Genomic DNA, 21,663 nt, shown 5'->3' on the forward strand with positions numbered 1-21,663 from the left:
CCCCATGGACATCTGGAACTGGGTCGAAAAACTGCAGGGTGACCTGCGCCAGGCGGGCCAGGCGCAGAACGCGCACCTGCTGAACCGTCTCGCCGACGAGGTGAGCGAACTGCGTGTCGACCGCGTCGACGCGCTGCTGCCTGAAGCGCGTGCGCTGGGCAAGGCGCTGGACAACCCGTGGGTCGACGTCTACGTCGGCCACTGGGCGCTGCGCAATCGCGTCGGCAACCGCGTCGAAGGCGAAAGCGCGCTGGGCGAAGCCGTGGCGCTGTTCGAGCGTGCGCATCGTGAGGACACGATGGAGTGCCCGCAGTCGATCTGCGTGACCCAGGATCTGGCTGCCTGCTACGGCAACATCGATGGCCCGGGCTGGGTTCCCGAACGTGTCGAGGTGTGCGATGAAACGCTTGCACGCATCGATCCAAGCTGGGCCTGCTTCCAGTGCCTGAGCTGCGAAAAGGCCGATGCGCTGCTGGATGATGGCCGCGGCCAGGATGCGCTGGATTACCTGAAGGTGCAGTCGGATGCGATCGAGGCCTGCGGCAAGGAAGTGTTCGACAGCTTCCCGGAAATGCAGATCAAGATCCTGCTGGGCATGGGCCGCGCCGAAGAAGCGCTGTTGCTGATCGAGAAGCGAGAGGCCGAAGTGGCCGCGTCCGGCGAGTACGAGCCGGCCAACTGCACGGTGCCGCGCCGCCTGTCCAAGGCATGGGCGCTGGCCCAGCTGGGCCGCGACGAAGAGGCCGTGCAGCAGCTGGTGCCGTGGAGCGAACTGACGCCTACCTACTGGCGACTGTGGGCGAACACGGCCGCAGCGCTGTGCCGGCGCGATCCTGCACGCAATACCTGGGATCTGGGCACGCGCTTCAACACCATCATCGAACACTTTGCCGAGGTTGGCTCGCACCGCCTGCTGATCGAAGTCGCTGCGCTGAGCCTTGAACTGGCGCTGCAGCGAGGTGCACGCTGGGTGGCGCTGCGCCAGCTGGAACTGGCGCGTACCCATCTGGCGCAGCTGCGCCAGGACCGTGGTGCGGCAGCATTGGTGGCCGACCTGGCCGCGCGTATCGATGCATTGCCTGACGTTGCGCCGCTGCCGGTGCCGGCCAGCGAACTGCTGGCCTGGCTGAGCGAGCAGGGGGAGCAGAACCAGTCGCGCGATCCGGAGCGCGAGGCCCAGTGGCTGCTGCAGGCACAGGCGCAGCTGCCCGATGACGAGGCGCTGGCTGAGATGGCTGCCTCGGCATTGAGCGCCTGTGGTGCGCAGGCGGAAGCGCGCGCATTGCTGTGGCGATTCGTGCGCGCACACGATCAGGATGATGGCCCGGCCGCCTACACGCTGATGCGCTGGCTGACCGAGCAGGGCGACGACGAGGGCCTGCGTCAGCTGGCCCGGATCTACTGTGGCAGCGTGCCGGTGTTCGCGCACTGGTGCGAGGTGCAGCGTGCACGTCGCGTGTCCGATTGGCCGGCGCTGGAGCAGGCCGCGCAGGCGCTGCTGGCCGCCTCGCCGGGTTCGCACGGCGCGCGGGGCACGCTGGCGCGCATGTACATGGAAACCGGCCGTTTCAGCGAAGCACAGGCCTGCTATGCGCAGCTGGTGGAGCTGCTGGAGGAACCCAACGCCGCGCACTGGGACCACATGAGTGCGGCCAGCGCGGCACGCGACTGGGATGCGGTGCGCCGCTCGGCGGCGGCGATCGGCATGGAGTTGTCCAGCCAGGATGGCGTGGTCGAGGAGCCGTGGGGCTGGGTGATCATCCGCAGTGAAGAGAATGGCGAGCCGATGGAGTACTACGCCCGTCGCAGTGGCCCGGTGACCGCACGCATCGTCGAGAACGCACCGGCCAACCGTGCCCAGCAGGTCGGCGACTGGGTGGTGTTTGATGCCGCGCTGGTGCACCCGGCGCCGGAGGAAGAAGAGGCCCGCGAGCACTTCATTCCGACCTATGCGCAGGTCCATGTGCTGGAACGCGGTGGTTTTGCCCGCAGCTGGCTGGTCGATGGCGCGCACCCGGGCGAAGAAGCCTGGAATGCCCTTGTCGAAGCTGCCGAAGCACAGGGTTGGAAGGTGTGGTCGCACAGCCGCGCGGACTACACCGTCACCGACCCCGACATGGAGGGAGGCACCCTGCCGGGCGTGCTGTTCACCGTTGCGCAGCCGCAGGACCACGCACCGCTGGCGCTGCACCGCTTCCTGCAGCAGGAGACCGCGAAGTGGCCGCACCCACACTGCTGGCTGCGGCTGGCCGAAGCCTGCGACCAGGACCGCCAGCCGCATCTGGATGTGATCGAGCGTTACGGGTTGTAAGTAGAGCCGAGCCTGCGCTCGGCTTATGCTGGAACGCAGCCGAGCATGGGCTCGGCTCTACAACAGATCGCCATCACGACCAAAGGGATTGGACATGCGAAAGACAGGGATGTTGATGATTGCCGGCCTGCTGCTGGCGCCAGCCGCACAGGCCGCGCCCGCCTGCCAGGAACCAGTGGTTGTGGCCCGCGCGTTCTACGAAGCGACGACGGGCGATGGCGACCTGCTGGAACCGCCGCCCGCGCTGGTCAGCCCCGGCTTCGGCAAGGCCCTGCGCGGCGAGCGCGCCTGCCAGCAGCGCGAAGAGGGCATCTGCACGATCGATTCCGATCCGTGGCTGGATGCGCAGGACGGCGACATCGAAACCCCGGTGCGTTACAGCTGGAAAGAGGCGTCGGCCACCGCCGGCGAGGTCGAGATGCGCTATTCGGTTTGGAAGAAGGCCTACGTGACCCGTCTATCGATGGTGCGTCAGGGGCAGGGCTGCTGGCAGGTCGATGACATCCTCACCAACAGCGGCCGTTCGGTGCGGAAGATCCTGGCCCAGCCTTGACGTTAGCGCCGGTGGGTGCCGACCGTTGGTCGGCACACCGCCTATCGCGAATGCCCGAACACCAGCTCGATCACGAACTGGCTGCCGAAGAACGCCAGCAGCAGCAACAGCATCGCCGCCAGCGTCCAGTGCACCGCCTTCATGCCGCGCCAGCCGTAGCGGCGGCGGCCGATCAGCAGCACGCCGAACACGATCCACGACAGCACGCTCAGCACGGTCTTGTGTACCAGCTTCTGTGCCAGCAGGTCGTCGACGAACAGCACGCCGGTGACCAGGGTCAGGGTCAGCAGCGCGAAGCCGACGGTGATCACCCGGAACAGCAGTGATTCCAGGTCGGCCAGCGGCGGCAGCGCCCGCAGCCACGGGCGGAACTCGCGGCGACGCAGTGCGCGCTCCTGCAGCCACAGCATGATCGCCAGCAGCGCGGCGATGCTCAGCGTGGCGTAGGCCAGCAGCGCCAGCCAGGCGTGGCTGGCCAGGCGCCAGCCCAGCACTTTGCTCGGTTCGTGGCCGTAGCCGTGGTAGGCCAGCAGCAGTACCGCGGCCAGTGGGAACACCACCACGCCCAGCGCCGACATGCGGCCGCGCGCGCCCACCAGCGAGGTCAGCCAAGCCATGCCCAGGCCGACCAGCGACAGCGCGGCGAAGAAGTGCATGTCCGGCCCGCCCGTGGTACGCATCGCCACCATCACGTGGTAACCGCCATGCAGCAGCATCGCCGGCAGGGCCGGCCACAGCCAGATGGGCGAGCCGGAGGTTTCATCGCGGCCGAGCGCGCGCACCAGCAGGGCACTGGCAGCCAGGTAGAGCAGGACGGCGATGAGAACGATTGTCATCGTTGCAGTTTCGCATACCCCTGCGGTGGTGGCGACGGCCCCGTGGCCGCAGTCCGGGGAGACAGTCGGACCCGTTATACTGTCTGCCTTATTGTCCCCCGCTTTCAGACAGGTTGCGTCGCATGTTCGAGTCCCTGACCCAGCGCCTTTCCGGCACCATCGAGCGCCTGCGTGGCCGTGGCCGCCTGACCGAGGAGAACATCCGCGAGGCGACCCGCGAGGTCCGCATCGCGCTGCTCGAGGCCGACGTTGCGTTGCCGGTGGTGCAGGCCCTGATCGAGCGCATCAAGGTGCGTGCGGTCGGTCAGGAAGTGCTGAAGTCGCTGACCCCGGGCCAGGCGCTGATCAAGGTCGTGCGCGACGAGCTGACCGCGGTGATGGGCGCCGAAGCCAGCGACCTGAACCTCAATGTGCCCGCGCCGGCCATCATCCTGATGGCGGGCCTGCAGGGCGCCGGCAAGACCACCACGGTGGGCAAGCTGGCCAAGCACCTGAAGGAAAAGCGCAAGAAGAAGGTGATGGTGGTCTCGGCCGACGTCTACCGTCCGGCCGCGATCGAACAGCTGAAGACCCTGGCCGAGCAGGTCGGCGTGCTGTTCTTCCCGTCCAGTGCCGACCAGAAGCCGGAAGCCATCGTCCGTGCCGCCATCGACGACGCGCGCAAGTCGTTCGTCGACGTGCTGCTGGTCGATACCGCCGGCCGCCTGGCCATCGACGAAGCGATGATGGCCGAGATCAAGGCCCTGCACGCTGCGGTGAACCCGGCCGAAACCCTGTTCGTGGTCGACGCTATGACCGGCCAGGACGCGGCCAACACCGCCAAGGCCTTCGGCGACGCCCTGCCGCTGACCGGCGTGGTGCTGACCAAGACCGACGGTGACGCCCGTGGCGGTGCCGCACTGAGCGTGCGCTACATCACCGGCAAGCCGATCAAGTTCGTCGGTGTCAGCGAAAAGCCGGAAGGCCTGGACGTGTTCCACCCGGACCGTATCGCCAGCCGCATCCTCGACATGGGCGATGTGCTGTCGCTGGTCGAGCAGGTCGAACAGCAGGTCGACAAGGACAAGGCCGCCAAGCTGGCCGAGAAGGTCGCCAAGGGCAAGAAGTTCGACCTGAACGACATGCGTGACCAGCTCGAGCAGATGCAGAACATGGGCGGCATCGGCGGCCTGATGGACAAGCTGCCGGGCCTGGGCAACATCCCCGACCATCTGAAGCAGCAGGTCAGCCAGGGCAAGGAAGTGCCGCGCATGATCGCCATCATCAACTCGATGACGAAGAAGGAACGGCGCAATCCGAACCTGCTGAACGGCTCGCGCCGCGCGCGCATCGCCAAGGGCTCGGGCGTGACTCCGGCCGACGTCAACAAGCTGATGAAGCAGTACATGCAGATGGAAAAGATGATGAGCAAGATGGCTGGCGGCGGCATGAAAGGCATGCTGCGCAGCATGAAGGGCATGATGGGCGCCATGGGCGGCCGCGGCATGCCGTTCCGTTGATGCAGCGACGGGGCCGGCGCGCATTGCGACGCGGCCCCGGTCACAATGACTGGCGTATGCTGGATGGCGACTTCTCCAACAGGTATGTCGCGTGAATGCATCGCCGATTCTTGAACGCGCCGACACCTTCTGTCGGCGTTTTTCATTGCAGCTTCCGATCCTGCTGGCACCGATGGCCGGTGCCTGCCCGGTGCCGCTGTCGGCTGCGCTGGCCAATGCCGGCAGCATGGGTGCGATGGGCGCGGTGCTGTCGTCATCTGCCGATATCGGTCGCTGGATGGAGGACTTCCGCGCGACCTCCACCGGCCCGGCACAGGTGAACCTGTGGGTGCCGGATCCGGTGCCGACCCGTGACGTTGCCGCCGAGGCCGCCAGCCGCGCCTTCCTCGCGCAGTGGGGCCCGGACGTGCCGGCCAGCGCCGCCGATGCCACGCCCGCCGACTTCGAAGAACAGTTCGCCGCACTGCTGGCCGCACGCCCGGCGGTGGCCTCGACCATCATGGGTGTGTTGCTGCCGCGCCACGTGCAGCAGTTGAAGGATGCCGGCATTGCCTGGATCGCCTGCGCGACCACCTTGTCCGAAGCGCGTGCAGCACAGGACGCCGGTGCCGATGCGGTGGTGGCGCAGGGCATGGAAGCGGGTGGCCATCGCGGTGCGTTCGATCCGGCGATGGCCGAGCGCCAGCTGGTCGGCCTGTTCGCGCTGCTGCCGCGCCTGGCCGATCACCTGCAGATTCCGGTGATTGCCGCCGGCGGTATCGCCGATGGCCGCGGTATCGCGGCCGCGCTCACGCTGGGGGCCAGCGCGGTGCAGATCGGCACCGCGTTCCTGCGCACGCCGGAAGCGGCGATCGCCTCGGCGTGGGCCGATGGGCTGGCTGCCAGCGAACCGGAAGACACCTGGCCGACCCGTGCCTTCAGCGGTCGTCTGGGCCGTGGTCTGGCGACACCCTACGTGCGCGCCGCCGCCGCAGAAGGCGCCCCGGCGCCGCGTCCGTACCCGGTGCAGCGCGGCCTGACCGCGCCGATGCGCAAGCAGGCCGTGCAGGAAAACCGCCTGGCCGCGATGCAGGCCTGGGCCGGGCAGTCCGCGTGGATGGCGCCGGCACAGCCGGCCGCAGACGTGCTGCGCGGCATGTGGAGCCAGGCGCAGGCACTGCTGCGATGACGCTGACCTGCAACGGCCAGCCGGCGCAGGTGGAGGATCTGCTGCCGGCGCTCGTCAACTACGGCCACTTCACCTCGCTGCAGGTGCGCGACCACGCGGTGCAGGGACTGGACCTGCATCTGGCGCGGCTGTCGCATGCCACGCGCGAGCTGTTCGGTAGCGAGCTGGATATGGCGCAGGTGCGGGCTTGGATGGTGCAGGCGCTGCGGCAAGCGGGGCAGGGCGATGCCTCGTTGCGGGTGACGGTGTATTCGCGCCACTTCGATTTCCGCAATCCGCTGGCGGCGGTGCCCGTGGACGTGCTGGTGGCGGCGTCCGCGCCGGTGACGCTGACCGCCTCCAAGCGTGTGCGCAGCGTGGCCTGGCAGCGTGAACTGCCGCAGATCAAGCACGTCGGCACGTTTGGCCTGTTCGCCGAGCGCCGTGCGGCGATGGCGGAAGGATTCGACGATGTGCTGTTCGTGACCGTCGATGGCCACGTGAGTGAAGGCAGCACCTGGAACCTGGCCGTGCACGATGGTGAACGGCTGCTCTGGCCGCAGGCGCCGGCCCTGCGCGGGACCGCCGAGGCGCTGCTGAAGCAGCATTGGCCGGGGGCGCAGGCCACGCAGCCATTGCGGCTGGCGGATATGGCCGGCGTGAAAGCCGCTTTTGCCTGCAACGCCAGCGGTCTGTGGGCGCTGGATGCCGTCGACGGGCATGTCCTGCCCGGCTCGCAGGCACTGGCTGAACAGGGCAGAGCGGTGCTTGCGGCGGTGGCTTGGGACGGTTTGGGGTGAAAAGCCCGCCGGGCATGGCCCAGCACTACCGTGAAGGCTGGTCACCCATGGGGTTGGCTCGGCCGGGCTCTGCCGCTATAATCGCCCGCTTACCTCGCCATCCTGGCGACTGGGCAATAGGAAAAACACCATGGTCAAGATTCGACTGACCCGCGGCGGCGCCAAGAAGCGTCCGTTCTACCACATCATCGTCACCGACGTGCGCAGCGCGCGCGACGGCCGCAACATCGAGCGCGTTGGCTTCTACAACCCGGTCGCCCAGGGCGCCGAGAAGCGCATCGAGCTGGACCTGGCCCGCGTTGACCATTGGGTCAAGAACGGCGCCCAGCCGACCGACAAGGTCCGCAACCTGATCAAGGAAGCGACCAAGTCCCAGGCCGCTGCGGCCTGATCCTGACGGGCCACGCTTCGGCGTGGCCCTCTTGGTTGAAGCAGATGAAAGATATCGAGCGCCGCATCCTGCTGGGCAGGGTTGTCGGCGCTTTTGGTGTGCGCGGCGAGATCAAGCTCGAGTCCTGGACCGAGCCACGTTCCGCCATTTTCCGTTACCAGCCGTGGATCGTGCGCAGCCCGTCCGGCGTGGAAACCACGATTCAAGGTGTACGCGGCCGCGACAGCGGCAAGCACCTGGTCGCCCGTTTCCCCGGCGTCGAGGACCGCGATACCGTCGAAGCGATGCACGGCACCGAGATCTACGTGGCCCGCAGTGCATTGCCGCCGCCGAAGCCCGATGAGTATTACTGGGTGGACCTGGAAGGCCTGGATGTGAAGACCACCGAGGGTGTTGCCCTGGGCCAGGTCTCGCATCTGTTCAGCACCGGCGCAAACGACGTGGTGGTGGTCCGGGGTGACCGCGAGCGGATGATTCCGTTCGTGCAGCCGGACTTCGTCAAATCGGTCGACTTCGAGGCCAACCTGGTCGTGGTCGACTGGGATCCCGAGTTCTGAGTGTGAGCATGCGTTTCGACGTCATCACCCTGTTCCCCGAGTTCCTCGCCCAGTCCGCTGGATTGGGCGTGGTCGGGCGCGCGCTGGAGAAGGGGTTGTTCAGCCTGCATGGCTGGAATCCCCGTGATTACGCTGAAGGCAACTACCGCCGGGTGGACGACCGTCCGTTCGGTGGTGGCCCGGGCATGGTGATGCTGATCGAGCCGTTGCAGGCCTGCCTGCAGGCAATCCGCGATGCTGATCCGACCCCAGCGCGGGTGATCTACCTCAGCCCGCAGGGTGCTCCGTTGACCCAGGCCAAGGTGCGGGAACTGGCGGCGCTGCCGCGCATGGTCCTGCTCTGCGGCCGCTATGAAGGCATCGACGAGCGTTTCCTGGAGGCCAATGTCGACGAGGAGATTTCCCTCGGCGACTACGTGCTGTCCGGCGGCGAACTGGGTGCGGCGGTGATCATCGACGCCGTGGCCCGCCTGCAGGACGGCGCCCTGAATGACGCTGAATCGGCGGCGCAGGACAGCTTCGAGGGTGACCTCGGCCTGCTCGACTGCCCGCATTACAGCCAGCCGGCCCAGCATCCGCTGGGTGACGTGCCGGATGTGCTGCGCTCGGGCAACCACGCGGCCATCGCGGCCTGGCGCCGCCAGCAGTCGCTGGTCCGTACCGCGCAGCGGCGCCCGGACCTGCTGGATGAACAGGCGTTGGGCAAGGCCGACCGCAAGCTGCTGGAGCAGGGCCGTCAGGCCCAGAAACACAAGGCCAGCCCCTAGCGCAGGGCTGGCTTTATCGGCTATCATGGCCAATTCCCGCCGGCCCCGGTCGGCGCGCGCAGTACCCAAAACAAACGTGCAGCACAGTCCGGTGACTGCATGAGCCTACGTTGTCGATACGACACGCCCACCCGAACAAGAATCGGTGTAACCCATGAGCAAGCTGAACAAGTCCATCGTCGCGGAATTCGAATCCGCCCAGATCACCCGTGAACTGCCGAAGTTCAGCCAGGGCGACACCGTTGTCGTCAACGTGAAGGTGAAGGAAGGCAGCCGCGAGCGCGTGCAGGCCTACGAAGGCGTCGTCATCGCCACCAAGAACGCCGGCCTGAACTCCTCGTTCACCGTCCGCAAGATCTCGCACGGCTACGGCGTCGAGCGCGTGTTCCAGACCCACAGCGCCATCATCGACTCGGTCGAAGTGAAGCGTCGTGGTAAGGTCCGCGCCGGCAAGCTGTACTACCTGCGTGGCCTGGAAGGCAAGGCTGCCCGCATCAAGGAAGACCTGGCTGCCGCTGCTGCCGCCAAGGCTGCCCGTCTGGCCGACAAGGCCTGATAAACAACTTCGGTTGTTGCCGCAACGGCCACCTTCGGGTGGCCGTTTGCGTTTCCGGCATCGCATCGGCCACGATCAGCTGATGAACGACATCAATCCGCGCTATCCCGCCGTGATCCAGTCGGCGTTGCGCTTCCTCGACGGCAAGGGGATGGCGCGCGTGCAGTCGGCACCGCTGCTGCATCGTCTGCTGTGGCGCATGGGCATCGCACTGCCGCCGCCGATCCTGGCGGGCTTCGGCACGAACGCGCTGGTGCAGGGCCTGCTGTTCGGGCTGTTCTGGACCGCGCTGATGTGGCTGATGCTGTGGCAGGGCAGCGAGCGCCCGCTGGCGCTGTTGCTGGTGGCCGGGCTGTTGGCCGGTGCGCTGTTCGGCGTGGTGATGGCGGCCCTGATGCGCTCGCTGCGCCGCCACCGCAAGCTGCCGGACTGGCGGCAGTTCCGCGCGCGGCAGGCGGACTGAGCCGATGGCGCACTGCGCCGTGACCGCCAGGTAAGGGTCGCGCTAGGCTGCGGTTCCATCCCGATGGACGTGCCGTGCGATGCCTGCCAAGCGAACCGCACCTTCCGCCGCGCCCACGCTGTTGTCCGGCGGCAATCCGCAGATCGCCAAGGGCGAGGGCAATGCCCCGGTGCAGGCGTATATCGCGGCGATGCCGGACTGGAAACGTCTGATCGGCGAACAGCTGGATGCGCTGATTGAACAAGCCGTACCCGGGGTGCACAAGGCGGTGAAGTGGAACTCGCCGATGTATGCGGTGGCCGCGGGCGAAGGCTGGTTTCTCAGCTTCCATTGCTTCACCCGCTACATCAAGGTGGCGTTCTTCCGCGGCGCTGCACTGACGCCCGTGCCGCCGGAGCCGTCCAAGAGTGCCGATACGCGGTACCTGCACATCCCGCAGGATGGCGCGCTGGATGAAGCGCAGTTCCTCGACTGGGTGCGCCAGGCCGCCGCGCTGCCCGGTGAGCGCATGTAACCCCGACGTTCTGGTTTCCTTTCCGACGAGAGCTGCTGATGGCCACGCATGCACCGAACCCTGCCGATGCCGGAACCCCGGCAACTGAACTGATCGATGCGCGCATCGCCGAGCTGGGCGACTGGCGTGGCGAAGTGCTGGCACGCGTGCGTGCGTTGATCCATGAAGCGCTGCCGGACGTGCAGGAAACCTGGAAGTGGCGCGGTACACCGGTGTGGGAGCACAACGGCATCCTGTGCACCGGCGAGACCTACAAGCAGGCGGTGAAGCTGACCTTCGCCAACGGGGCGGCGCTGGCCGATCCGAAAGGCCTGTTCAACGCCAGCCTGGAGGGCAACACGCGGCGCGCGATCGACATCCATGAAGGTGCGATGCCGAATGCCGCTGCGTTGAAGGCGTTGCTGCGCGCGGCGGCGGCGTTCAACGCGGCGAAGAAGAAACGCTGACCGCCTCCTGTAGCGCCGAGCCCATGCCCGGCTTGGAGGGCCGCGCCTGTGCGGACCAACGGTCCGCACCCACCTCAGCGCGGCGGAGTGGCATCCGGGTCGGCCACCGGTGACGGTGGGCAGGCCGGAATTTCCGACGGCGTGGCCAGTTCTTCGGCGTGCGAAGGCTTGCCCATCATCTTCGCCTTGCGCCAGCCACCCCAGCGGTAATACGCCAGCGACAGCAGCATCGACACCAGCGAACTGACCGGGAAGCTCCACCAGATCGCATCGGCGCCCCAGTACGGCTGCAGCAGCTCGGCGAACGGCACGCGCACGCCCCACAGCGAACCGGCCAGGATCAGCAGCGGCGGAATCACCGCGCCGGTGGAGCGCACCACGCCGGAGATCACGAAGCTGACGCCGAAGAACAGGAACGAGCCGATCACCACGTGGTTGAGGTGGCGGGCGATGTCCAGCGCCTGGCTGGCCGGCGGCAGGAACAGGGCCAGCAGCTGGCGATCGAACACCACCAGCGGCAGGATCAGCGCGCCGGTCAGCAGGAAATTGAACAGCACGCCCTGGCGCGCGGTGCCGCGCACGCGGTCCCAGCGCTGCGCACCGACGTTCTGCGCGGCCATCGACGAGCACGCGGCGCCGATCGCCATCGCCGGCATCTGCAGGTAGTTCCACAGCTGCAGCGCGGCGCCGTAGCCCGCGCCGGTGTCGGTGCCGTACTGGTTGACCATGGTCATCAGCAGGATCACCGACAGCGAGATCAGCACCATCTGCAGGCCCATCGGTACGCCCTTGACCACCAGCGCCTTGAGGATGGCCAGGTCGAGCTTGAACAGGCGCATGTCGGCACGGCCCAGCCACAGCGTGTGGCGCTTGTGCCGCATGTACAGCAGCAGGCCGGTCAGCGACAGCGTCTGCGCGACCAGCGTGGCCCAGGCCGAGCCGGCAATGCCCAGCGCCGGGAACGGGCCCATGCCGAAGATCAGTACCGGGTTCAGCACGATGTCCAGTGCCACCGAGACCATCAGGAAACGGAACGGCGTGCGCGAGTCACCGGCACCGCGCAGCGCGGCGGTGAGGAAGGCGAACGCATACAGCGTCGGCATCGCCAGGAAGATGATCTGCAGGTAGGCCTCGGCCAGCGGCAGCGAGGCGGCCGGCGTGCCCATCGCCGCCAGCAGCGGATGGGCCATGAACCAGCCGGCGATGGCGATGATTACCGACAGGCCGATGAAGAAGGTGGCGCTGGTGCCGACCACGCGCCGCGCATGCGCGATGTCGCGCGCGCCGATGGCCTGGCCGATCAGGATGGTCGAGGCCATGCCGAAGCCGAACACCGAGCCGATGAGGAAGAACATGATGTTGTTGGCGTTCGCGGTGGCGGTCAGTGCCGCCTCGCCGAGGAAGCGCCCGACCCAGACCGCATTCACCGAACCGTTCAGCGACTGCGCGATGTTGCCTGCCAGGATCGGCAGGGAAAACAGCAGGAGATTGCGGCCGATCGGGCCGGAGGTCAGGTCAATCGGCGCTTTGGCCATGGAGTGGTGATCGAATCCCGGGAGGCGCACACTAGCACCAAGCCGGTTTGCGGGATGTGGCAATGCATCAACGACTGCAGATGAAGCGGAGCGCGGCGCTGGCCTTGATCGGCGCCGCACTGGCCGCATGTTCGACAGGTGACCGGCTGGGCGATACCCAGGTGCGGCCAACCGACCGCCCCGAGTGCCTGGTCGGCAGCCAGCGCCAGGATCTTTCCGCCGGCGTACCCACCCTGATCGGGGGCAGCGGCTGCCGCACCGATCCCGACAACCCGCGTCCCCTGAACAAGCGAACGGAGTAGTCCCTGCCGATGACCGAGCTTTCCCCGCTGTCGCCCAGTGTCCGCCTGGACATCTGGTTGTGGGCGGCCCGCTTCTTCAAGACCCGCAGCCTGGCCAAGCAGGCCATCGAAACCGGCAAGGTCAGCGTCGCGGGCCAGCGTCCGAAATCCTCGCGCGCGGTGCGTGTGGGTGAGCAGCTGCAGGTGGATCGCGGCGAGGAGCATTTCGAGATCCGGGTGCTCGGCCTGAGCGACCAGCGCGGGCCCGCACCGGCGGCGCAGCAGCTGTATGCCGAGAGCGAGGCCTCCAAGGCCCGTCGTGCCGAACAGCGTGCGCTGCGCATCGCCGCACGCGATGGGTTCCAACCGCCAGAGCACAAACCGGACAAGCGCGCGCGGCGGTTGATCCGCGCGTTGGGCGATATCGACGCGCTCTGACCGAACGGCGATTCCGGTGCATGGTTCCTATCGCGGCGCGAAAGCAGGCGTGAGTCACGGTGCATTCGGAAAGGGCGGGGCAGGCTGGAAGTCCACTTTCTGGAAGCCTGCCCATGCATCGCATGCTGTTATGCCTGTCCCTGCTTGCCGCCGCGCCATTGCACGCGGCCGACATCACGTTCTGGGACACTCCGCAGCGCGGGGGCAACAGCATGAACATGTCGCCTCCGGACCGGAGCTACTTCGAGGCCCTGCGCGCGACCGGTGCGACCTGGGTACGGCTGGTACCGGACAAGTGGAAGGGGCAGGGCGGGCGTGACTTCCTGATTGGCAACGCCGACGACTACCGTAGCCTGGTTCCGGCCGACCTGGCCACGCTGCGGCGGGTGCTGGATGATGCCGACGCGGCTGGGCTGAAAGTGGTGCTGACTCCTTTGTCGTTGCCGTTGCTGCGCTGGAAGCAGCACAACGGCGACAAGGTCGATCCGCGCCTGTGGCAGTCCTTCGACAATCACGCGCCGGCCCGGCGCTTCTGGAGCGACCTCGCCACGGCATTGAAGGGCCATCCCGCACTGGCCGCCTACAACCTGATCAACGAGCCGGTTCCCGAGTATGGTGCTGGCCTGGCCGAGCATGCCTCGGCCGCGGCCATGCAGCAGTGGTACGCCGGTGTGGAAGACGGTCCACGCGATCTGCGCCGCTTCTATTCGGAACTGATCGCCAGCATCCGTGCGGTCGATGCGGACATGCCGTTGATGCTGGATGCCGGCTGGTACGCCGCTGCCGACGGTTTCAACTACTGGCCGGCGCCGCTGGCAGATTCGAAACTGCTGTACAGCGTGCACATGTATGAGCCGTATGCCGCAACCAGCGCGCCTAACCAGAGGCGCACCACGCCGTATCGCTACCCAGGCGTGGTGCCGTTTGGCGAACACAGCGAACGCTGGGATGCCGCGCGGGTCCGCAGTTACCTGCAGCAGCCGATGGACTGGGCGAAGACGCACGGCGTGAGGGCCAACCGCATGGTGGTCGGCGAATTCGGCTGCATGCGGCGCTGGCCCGACTGCGGCCGCTACCTGCAGGACGTGCTGCAGGTGCTGGAGCAGGACAAGGTGCACTGGGCCTTTTACGCGTTCCGCGAGGATGGCTGGGATGGCATGGACTACGAGCTGGGCGACAGTCCGCTGCCGTGGTCGTACTGGCAGGCGCAGGAGAAGGGGAAGACCGTGGCGCCGCCGCGTTCGATGAAGGCACCGGTGTTTGCGCCGATCCTGGAGCGGTTGAAGGCGGGCAACCGGTAAGACGCCGGGCATTGCCCGGCGCGTCCCATGGAGATGCCGATCACGCCGGGCCACGCCCGGCGGCGGCATCGTTCAGCGCTTGCCACCCAGCAGGCTGCCGCCGATCTTGAGCAGATCGCCCACGCCGAGCTGGCCGTCACCGTCCTGGTCCAGCAGGCTGCCGAGCAGGCCACCGGCAAGACCGCCCTGTTGCTGCACCTGCTGCTTTTCCTGGCCCAGGGCCTGGCTGAGCGAGCCGGCATCGGCCTGGCCGCCACCGAGGCGCTGGGCAAGGAAGGCCATCACGATCGGCGCGAGGATCTGCAGCAGCTGGCTGGTGCGGCCGCTGTCGAGCTGGGTGGCCTGGGCCAGGCCGGTTTCCACCTTCTGCTGGCTGCCGCCGAAGATGTGGCCGAGGATGCCGGCGCCATCGCTGGCGGCACCGCCGCCGCCGCCACCCAGCACCGAGCCGAGCACGCTGCCCAGGTCCAGGCCACTGTGGTTGTTCTGCAAGGCGCCGAGCAGTGCCTGCGCGCCCTGCGGCTGCGAGGCGTTGTTGCCCAGCGCGCCCATCAGCACCGGCAGCGCGGCACTGATCGCGCCGGAAGCCTGGGTATCGCTGATGCCGAGCTGCTGCGACACCTGCTGCAGCGGGGCGCCCTGCAACTTGGCGAGAAGTTCATCGGTCAGGCTCATCTGCGGGATCCTTGATTGGGGTTGGGCGTGCAGAAGGTACGACGCGGACCGTTAAAACGGCGACGCCGCCTCGCAGGGAGGCGGCGCGCCGTTCACGGGGGAGGGCGATCAGAGCTCGATGTCTTCGGCGCCCGGGGTGGCGGTGGGGAAGTCCGCTTCCGGCTGGGCCGGCTTGAACGGATCCGACGGCTGGCTGGCCAGCGCCTTCAGCGCCGCGGCCACACCGGCACCGTAGGCCGGGTCGGCCTTGCTGCAGTTGTCGATGTGGCGCTGCTTGATGAAGTCCGGCGCATCGCCCAGGGCACGGGCGGTGTTGGCGAACAGGCGGTCCTTCTGTGCCTGGTTGTAGCTACGGAACAGCGCACCGGGCTGGCTGAAGTAGTCGGCGTCGTCCTCACGGAAGTTCCAGAAGTCGGCGTCGCCGCGGATCTTCATCGGCGGCTCGCGGTACTCCGGCTGCTCCTGCCACTGGCCGTAGCTGTTCGGCTCGTAGTGCGGCAGGCCGCCGTAGTTGCCGTCCACGCGCATCGCACCGTCGCGGTGGTTGCTGTGCACCGGGCAGCGCGCTGCGTTCACCGGAATCTGGTGGTGGTTCACGCCCAGGCGGTAGCGCTGCGCATCGGAGTAGGCGAACAGGCGCGCCTGCAGCATCTTGTCCGGCGACGGGCCGATGCCCGGCACCAGGTTGCTCGGTGCGAACGCTGACTGCTCCACGTCCTGGTACCAGTTGACCGGGTTGCGGTTCAGTTCGAACTGGCCCACTTCGATCAGCGGGTAGTCGCTCTTCGGCCACACCTTGGTCAGGTCGAACGGGTGCACGCGGTAGGTTTCCGCATCCAGTTCCGGCATGACCTGGATGAACAGCTTCCACTTCGGGAAGTCACCCTTCTCGATCGCGGCGAACAGGTCGCGGCCGTGGCTTTCGCGGTCATGGCCGACCAGGATCTGCGCCTGCGCGTCGGTCAGCGATTCGATGCCCTGCTGGCTGACGAAGTGGAACTTGACCCAGAAGCGCTCACTGTCGGCGTTGGTGAAGCTGTAGGTGTGCGAGCCGAAGCCGTGCATGTGGCGGAAGCTGCGCGGGATGCCGCGATCGCTCATCACCACGGTCACCTGCAGCAGGGCTTCGGGCAGCAGCGTCCAGAAATCCCAGTTGTTGCGCGCGCTGCGCAGGTTGGTGTGCGGGTCGCGCTTCACGGCCTTGTTGAGGTCGGCGAACTTGCGCGGGTCGCGCAGGAAGAACACCGGCGTGTTGTTGCCGACCAGGTCCCAGTTGCCTTCTTCGGTGTAGAACTTCAGCGCGAAGCCGCGGATGTCACGCTCGGCATCGGCGGCGCCACGCTCGCCGGCCACCGTGGTGAAGCGGGCGAACATCTCGGTCTGCTTGCCGACCTTCTCGAACAGCTTGGCACGGGTGTACTTGCTGATGTCGTGGGTGACGGTGAAGGTACCGAACGCGCCCGAGCCCTTGGCGTGCATGCGACGCTCGGGAATGATCTCGCGGTTGAGGTTGGCCAGCTTTTCCAGCAACCAGACGTCTTCCATCAGCAGCGGGCCGCGTGGGCCGGCGGTCTTGCTGTTCTGGTTGTCCACCACCGGCGCGCCGAAGGCCGTGGTCATCGGGGTCACCGGATCATCGCCCTGCTTCTGTTTCGGCGTGGTACTCAGCTCGCGCTGCTGCTGGGCGCCTTCCGCAGGCGACGGCGCGGTGTGATACGGGCATTTGGGGCTGTTGTTATCGGACTGGCTCATGGCTGGCTCCTGCGGGTGAAGACGGGGTGGAACATCTTCACTCGACTTTAGCTAGCGCCAGATGAAATGAATAATCGAATGATTCGTTCAGGTTGATAGATTCTGTCAATTGAAACTCAGAATCAGATTTGCGAAATCTTTCGATGGGCCTCCTGCGAGGCAGGAGGCCAAGCGCTTGCGCTGCGGCTACAGCAGCGCTTTCAAGCGATACAACGCTTCCAGCGCCTGCTTCGGCGTCAGTTCGTCCGGATCGATGGCGGCCAGTGCTTCCTGTGCCTTGTTCGATGGCGCCGCGAACAGGCCGAACTGCTGCGGTGCATCCAATGCCTGTGGTGCCAGCTCGGCGGCATGGCTTTCACCACCGCGCTGTTCCAGCTCGGCCAGGCGACGGCGCGCCTGCGCTACGGTGGCGCGCGGCAGGCCTGCCAGGGCCGCCACCTGCAGGCCGAAGCTGCGGTTGGCCGGGCCGTCCTTCACCGCGTGCATGAACACCAGCGCCTCACCATGCTCGACCGCGTCAAGGTGCACATTGGCAATACCGCTGCGGCCGCCTTCGTGCTGCTCATCGGCCAGCGCGGTCAGCTCGAAGTAGTGGGTGGCGAACAGCGTGTAGCAGCGGTTCTGGTAAGCCAGGTGGCGGGCCACCGCGTCGGCCAGCGCCAGGCCATCGTAGGTGGACGTGCCGCGGCCGATCTCATCCATCAGCACCAGCGAATGCGCGGTGGCGTGGTGCAGGATGTAGCTGGTCTCGGCCATTTCGACCATGAAGGTGGACTGCCCGCGGGCCAGGTCATCGCCGGCGCCGATGCGGGTCAGGATGCGGTCGATCGGGCCGATCAATGCGCGGCTGGCCGGCACGAAGCTGCCGATGTGGGCCAGCAGCACGATCAGCGCGTTCTGCCGCATGTAGGTCGATTTACCGCCCATGTTCGGGCCGGTGATGACCAGCATCCGGCGGTCCGGATGCAGGTCCAGGTCGTTCGGTTCGAACGGCTGCTCGCGTACCGCCTCGACCACCGGGTGGCGGCCGCGTTCGATCTTCAGGCACGGCTCGGCCTGCAGTTCCGGCCGGGCCCAGTCCAGCGCCTGCGCGCGTTCGGCGAAGGCGGCCAGCACGTCCAGTTCGCTGAGTGCGGCGGCGCACTGCTTCAGCGGCTCCAGCTGCCCGCCGAGGGTATCCAGCAGCTGCTCGTACAGGTACTTCTCGCGCGACAGCGAACGGTCGCGCGCGGACAGCACCTTGTCCTCGAACGCCTTCAGTTCTTCGGTGATGTAGCGCTCGGCATTGGTCAGCGTCTGGCGGCGGGTGTAGTGCACCGGCGCGCGGTCGGACTGGCCCTTGCTGATTTCGATGTAGTAGCCATGCACCCGGTTGTAGCCCACCTTCAGGGTGGCAATGCCGCTGCTTTCGCGCTCGCGCTGTTCCAGGTCGACCAGGAACTGGTCGGCGTGGGTGGACAGGCGGCGCAGTTCGTCCAGCTCTTCATCGAAGCCATCGGCCAGCACGCCGCCGTCGCTCAACTTCAGCGGCGGCATCTCGGCGATGGCGCTGGCCAGCAGCTGCGCGCACTCGTCGTGCTCGCCCAGCGCCGCATGCAGGGCCTGCAGGCGTGGTGAGTCCAGCGGGGCCAACACGTCGCGCACCGCCGGCAGCAGGCCCAGGCCGTCGCGCAGGGTGGAGAAATCGCGCGGGCGCGCCGAGCGCAGCGCCACGCGGGTGAGGATGCGTTCCAGGTCGCCAAGGCGGCGGAACTGCTCGCGGATGTCAGCGTCGCTGCCGCGATCGATCAGGGTTTCCACCGCATGGTGGCGCTGTACCAGCATCTCGCGCAGGCGCAGCGGACGATGCAGCCAGCGCCGCAGCAGGCGGCCGCCCATCGGCGTCACCGTGCTGTCGAGCACGCCCAGCAGCGTATTGCGGGTGTCGCCATCAACACGCGTATCCAGTTCCAGATGGCGGCGGGTGGCGGCGTTCATCGCGATCGCCTCGCCGGCAGTCTCCATCGCGATGGAGGTCAGGTGCGGCAGGCGCTGCTTCTGGGTTTCCTCGACATAGCCGAGCAGGGCGCCGGCGGCAGCGGTCGCGCGCGGCTTGTCATCGATGCCGAAGCCGCTCAGGTCATGCAGTTTGAAGAAGTTCAGCAGCTGGCGGCGGCCACTGTCGGCATCGAACAGCCACGGCGCGCGGCGACGCACGCCGGTGCGCTGGCGCAGGAACTCCGGCCAGTTTTCTTCGTCGGGCACCAGCAGCTCGGCCGGCTCCAGCCGTGCCAGCTCGGCTTCCAGGGCGTCGTCGGTTTCCACTTCGTTGACCAGGAAGCGGCCGCCAGCCAGGTCGGCCCACGCCAGGCCGTAGCCCTGCTTGCTGCGCGACAGGGCCATTAGCAGGGTGTCGCGGCGTTCATCCAGCAGCGCCTCGTCGGTGACCGTGCCGGGAGTGACGATGCGCACTACCTTGCGCTCGACCAGGCCCTTGGCCAGCGCCGGGTCGCCGATCTGTTCGCAGATCGCCACCGACTCGCCCAGTGCCACCAACCGCGCCAGGTAGCCTTCATAGGCATGTACCGGCACGCCGGCCATCGGGATCGGTGCGCCCCCGGAGCTGCCGCGCTGGGTCAGGGTGATGTCGAGCAGGCGCGCCGCCTTGCGGGCGTCGTCATAGAACAGTTCGTAGAAGTCACCCATGCGGAAGAACAGCAGCAGGTCCGGGTAATCGGACTTGGCCGCGAAGAACTGCTTCATGAGGGGCGTGTGCTCTGCACTGGCCTTAGATGCAGACGGTTTCGCTTTTGAATCAGTAGTTTGCAAGAGAACTTCCTACGGTTTGTAGCGGTCGATCCCGGCAGCTGACGGCGAGTAACGGGGTTCTTCGTTGCGCCGCAGTTGCGGTGGTCACTCAAAGAGGATCAAATCGATGTTGCGACGGACAGACGGCGAATCGACCATGGATACGGTTGTTGCGACGCAGGCAGAGGCCCCGCGCCGCCGAGGCACCAAGTTTAAGCTGACCTACCGCCAAATCTGCGAACTGAGCGTGGCCAAGGGCCCGGTCGAAGGCAAGCAGGGCAGGGTGGTCATCGCCCCTCGACTGCCCGAAGACGCCGGGAAGCCTTACCGCGTCCTGGACGGCAACCAAGGTGCTCCGACGGGGTTCGGCTTTTACGTGGGCACCACCCGTACCACTTACGAAGTCGTGGTCCGCGGCCCAGCCGGGGTTCGTCGGTTCTCCTTGGGCAGCGTCACCGATATCGGCCCGGAGCAAGCCTACGAGCTAGCGCGACGGAAGTTGGCTGTGGTCCGGGAGACGGGCGAGCATCCTTCGAAGGAAGAGGCCCGAGCCGAGCAGTTGGTTGAGCTGAAGGGGCTCACGCTGGCGGATTGCTTTGCGGCCTACGTTGAGGACCTGCAGAAGCGCGTCCGCAACAAGAAAGCGAAGCCCGCTAGCATCCGGGCGATCCAAGACAGCCTAGCGCGGTTTGCTCGCCCGGAAGTCGGGCTGGCGGACAAGCCGATCCTTCAGCTTTTGGACAAGGACATCCACCGTGCGTTCGATAGCCTGCGGCGATCGTCCATGGTGCGCTCCAACCGGATCCCCACCCCGATGCGCCAGGCGCTGGCTGATCAGCCGGACTGGGCCGCGCTTTCCACGCAACAGCTCGAAGCGTTGGGCGTGACCGGGAAGTACATCCAACGAGTCAAAGCGGCTGGTCTAGCGTCGACCGAACACGCGTTCACGGACGCGAAGAGAGCGGTCGACCTGGTGCTGAAGCGGGAACGAAAGGCGGCAGCTCAGCAACAGCGGGAGCCGGTGCTGCGCTACAACCCGTTCCAGGTCATCCACGACGACGACATGTTGCGAGACTCGCAGGCACTTCGCCGGCACTACGAGCGCGCGGAAGTGCGCAACCCCTTGGGGGACGAAACACTGCCCACGGTCCTCAAGGTGATCTTGGCGCGACGGGACGAGCAAGGCGGCTTGAACGCGACCGGCGCTGATTACTTGCTGCTGACCCTGCTCTGGGGAACCCGCCGCGGCGAGGCCGCTCCCCTGCGCTGGTTTGACCGGTGTTCCCCGGGCGAGCTGCGCCAGTCAGAGGTGTCCTGGGTCTGGTTGGCCGGGCCGGATGAGGTCAACCCTTACACGAGGCGGGCAGGGTCCCAGGTCTACCTGTTTGACACCAAGAACGGGGAGGAGCGCTACCTGCCGGTGGCTTACTTTGCTGAAAAGATCCTGCAGCGGCGTTACGACGAGCGCGCGGACGAAACCAAGCTCAAGCAAGACCTGGCGGACGCGGAAGAAGTGTTGGACGCCGCCCGAGCCAGGCGTGCGCGCCGGGATCTGCTGGACCGGCTGGAAAAAGAGGTGGAGAGGGCACGCCGCTCGCGGGCCAAAACCATGTTCGTGTTCCCGGCCCGATCAGATCGCAGCACGACGGGGCACTACTCGGACAGCAAGAGCATCGTGGCGAACGTGCGTCGGGACGCGGGGTTGCTCGATCTGCGGGCAGAGGTCGACATCGGTCTGACCCTCCACGATCTGCGCCGCACGCTTGGTCGCTACGCGGCCCTCCTGTTCGGCGAAAGTCGAATCGTGTCCCAACTGCTCCACCACAGAACGTTGGGGCGAGGCGAGGATCGCATGGCCGCTGTCTCCGAACGCTACACCGAGCAGGAGTGGTCCAAGCTCCGCGAGGCCATGGGCCGGGTTGAAGAGCACATGGTGGCTACGAGTCCCCGTGTTTGGAATCGATTGAAAGGCACGGACAAGCCCCGCCTGGACGAGTCCGGCGATGCCCCAGTCTCCATTTTCTCAGCAAGAAACCGGCGCGACGATAAGTAAG

The 21,663-nt window shown here is 66.9% G+C and carries 21 protein-coding genes; 16 read left to right on the forward strand and 5 right to left on the reverse strand.

Annotation, left to right across the window (positions count from 1 at the left end; genetic code table 11):
• Positions 1 to 4 precede the first annotated feature (4 nt).
• Together GOC52_RS05805 and GOC52_RS05810 are read left to right on the forward strand one after the other, a co-directional pair.
• Entirely contained in the window at positions 5 to 2,311 is a 2,307-nt protein-coding gene (locus GOC52_RS05805; protein ID WP_043396683.1) for a tetratricopeptide repeat protein, read from the forward strand.
• Positions 2,312 to 2,405: 94 nt separating this feature from the next.
• Complete coding sequence (locus GOC52_RS05810; protein WP_043396681.1) at positions 2,406 to 2,864, forward strand: YqhG/Tai3 family protein; 459 nt, start codon at positions 2,406 to 2,408, stop codon at positions 2,862 to 2,864.
• Between the two features lie 41 nt (positions 2,865 to 2,905).
• Here GOC52_RS05810 and GOC52_RS05815 read toward each other — a convergent pair whose 3' ends face one another.
• On the reverse strand, positions 2,906 to 3,700 hold the full coding sequence (locus GOC52_RS05815) for a cytochrome C assembly family protein (RefSeq protein ID WP_019336787.1): 795 nt from the start codon (positions 3,698 to 3,700) through the stop codon (positions 2,906 to 2,908).
• A 122-nt stretch (positions 3,701 to 3,822) separates the two neighbouring features.
• Here GOC52_RS05815 and ffh point away from each other — a divergent pair, with 122 nt between their 5' ends.
• From ffh to GOC52_RS05865, 10 genes are all read left to right on the forward strand, one after another.
• A complete protein-coding gene (gene ffh, locus GOC52_RS05820) occupies positions 3,823 to 5,199 on the forward strand; it encodes a signal recognition particle protein (protein WP_010483267.1) in 1,377 nt (458 codons plus the stop codon).
• A gap of 91 nt (positions 5,200 to 5,290) precedes the next feature.
• Positions 5,291 to 6,367, forward strand: coding sequence for an NAD(P)H-dependent flavin oxidoreductase (locus GOC52_RS05825; protein WP_043396676.1), 1,077 nt, complete (start codon positions 5,291 to 5,293; stop codon positions 6,365 to 6,367).
• Entirely contained in the window at positions 6,364 to 7,146 is a 783-nt protein-coding gene (locus GOC52_RS05830) for an aminotransferase class IV family protein (RefSeq protein WP_191850896.1), read from the forward strand. The genes GOC52_RS05825 and GOC52_RS05830 overlap by 4 nt, the downstream gene beginning before the upstream one ends.
• 130 nt (positions 7,147 to 7,276) lie before the next feature.
• Positions 7,277 to 7,537 (forward strand): 30S ribosomal protein S16, encoded by a 261-nt coding sequence (gene rpsP / locus GOC52_RS05835; protein ID WP_005415733.1) that lies wholly within the window; start codon positions 7,277 to 7,279, stop codon positions 7,535 to 7,537.
• 44 nt (positions 7,538 to 7,581) lie between these two features.
• Entirely contained in the window at positions 7,582 to 8,094 is a 513-nt protein-coding gene (gene rimM / locus GOC52_RS05840) for a ribosome maturation factor RimM (RefSeq protein ID WP_043396669.1), read from the forward strand.
• Positions 8,095 to 8,102: 8 nt separating this feature from the next.
• Positions 8,103 to 8,861 carry a tRNA (guanosine(37)-N1)-methyltransferase TrmD gene (gene trmD, locus GOC52_RS05845; protein ID WP_043396666.1) on the forward strand — a complete coding sequence of 253 codons (759 nt, stop codon included), beginning with the start codon at positions 8,103 to 8,105 and terminating at the stop codon, positions 8,859 to 8,861.
• A 154-nt stretch (positions 8,862 to 9,015) separates the two neighbouring features.
• Positions 9,016 to 9,417: a 50S ribosomal protein L19 gene (gene rplS / locus GOC52_RS05850; protein WP_005415736.1), complete on the forward strand. Its 402-nt coding sequence runs from the start codon at positions 9,016 to 9,018 to the stop codon at positions 9,415 to 9,417.
• Positions 9,418 to 9,499: 82 nt separating this feature from the next.
• A complete protein-coding gene (locus tag GOC52_RS05855; RefSeq protein WP_099560464.1) occupies positions 9,500 to 9,880 on the forward strand; it encodes a DUF6404 family protein in 381 nt (126 codons plus the stop codon).
• A 79-nt stretch (positions 9,881 to 9,959) separates the two neighbouring features.
• Positions 9,960 to 10,394: a DUF1801 domain-containing protein gene (locus tag GOC52_RS05860; protein WP_043396661.1), complete on the forward strand. Its 435-nt coding sequence runs from the start codon at positions 9,960 to 9,962 to the stop codon at positions 10,392 to 10,394.
• 38 nt (positions 10,395 to 10,432) lie between these two features.
• On the forward strand, positions 10,433 to 10,840 hold the full coding sequence (locus GOC52_RS05865) for a DUF1801 domain-containing protein (protein WP_010483245.1): 408 nt from the start codon (positions 10,433 to 10,435) through the stop codon (positions 10,838 to 10,840).
• 74 nt (positions 10,841 to 10,914) lie between these two features.
• Here the strand turns inward: GOC52_RS05865 and GOC52_RS05870 are convergent, their stop codons facing one another.
• A complete protein-coding gene (locus GOC52_RS05870; protein WP_191850898.1) occupies positions 10,915 to 12,375 on the reverse strand; it encodes an MATE family efflux transporter in 1,461 nt (486 codons plus the stop codon).
• 62 nt (positions 12,376 to 12,437) lie between these two features.
• Between GOC52_RS05870 and GOC52_RS05875 the strand changes: the two genes are divergently transcribed.
• The 3 genes from GOC52_RS05875 to GOC52_RS05885 all read left to right on the forward strand — a co-directional run bounded on the left by GOC52_RS05875 (position 12,438) and on the right by GOC52_RS05885 (position 14,395).
• Entirely contained in the window at positions 12,438 to 12,677 is a 240-nt protein-coding gene (locus GOC52_RS05875) for a hypothetical protein (protein ID WP_019337562.1), read from the forward strand.
• Positions 12,678 to 12,686: 9 nt separating this feature from the next.
• Positions 12,687 to 13,094 carry an RNA-binding S4 domain-containing protein gene (locus tag GOC52_RS05880; RefSeq protein WP_010483238.1) on the forward strand — a complete coding sequence of 136 codons (408 nt, stop codon included), beginning with the start codon at positions 12,687 to 12,689 and terminating at the stop codon, positions 13,092 to 13,094.
• Positions 13,095 to 13,207: 113 nt separating this feature from the next.
• Positions 13,208 to 14,395: a glycoside hydrolase family 5 protein gene (locus GOC52_RS05885; RefSeq protein WP_019337563.1), complete on the forward strand. Its 1,188-nt coding sequence runs from the start codon at positions 13,208 to 13,210 to the stop codon at positions 14,393 to 14,395.
• Positions 14,396 to 14,467: 72 nt separating this feature from the next.
• Here the strand turns inward: GOC52_RS05885 and GOC52_RS05890 are convergent, their stop codons facing one another.
• The 3 genes from GOC52_RS05890 to mutS form a co-directional block, all read right to left on the reverse strand.
• Entirely contained in the window at positions 14,468 to 15,070 is a 603-nt protein-coding gene (locus GOC52_RS05890) for a DUF937 domain-containing protein (RefSeq protein WP_010483234.1), read from the reverse strand.
• 108 nt (positions 15,071 to 15,178) lie between these two features.
• Positions 15,179 to 16,822, reverse strand: coding sequence for a catalase (locus tag GOC52_RS05895; RefSeq protein WP_010483232.1), 1,644 nt, complete (start codon positions 16,820 to 16,822; stop codon positions 15,179 to 15,181).
• Between the two features lie 186 nt (positions 16,823 to 17,008).
• Positions 17,009 to 19,564, reverse strand: a complete 2,556-nt coding sequence (gene mutS, locus GOC52_RS05900; protein WP_049455628.1) for a DNA mismatch repair protein MutS — start codon at positions 19,562 to 19,564, stop codon at positions 17,009 to 17,011.
• Positions 19,565 to 19,766: 202 nt separating this feature from the next.
• Here mutS and GOC52_RS05905 point away from each other — a divergent pair, with 202 nt between their 5' ends.
• Positions 19,767 to 21,662 (forward strand): site-specific integrase, encoded by a 1,896-nt coding sequence (locus GOC52_RS05905; protein WP_238794423.1) that lies wholly within the window; start codon positions 19,767 to 19,769, stop codon positions 21,660 to 21,662.
• Position 21,663: the final 1 nt, after the last annotated feature.

The organism is Stenotrophomonas sp. SXG-1 (assembly GCF_014083965.1).
In the GTDB taxonomy this organism is placed as follows: Bacteria; Pseudomonadota; Gammaproteobacteria; order Xanthomonadales; family Xanthomonadaceae; genus Stenotrophomonas; species Stenotrophomonas geniculata.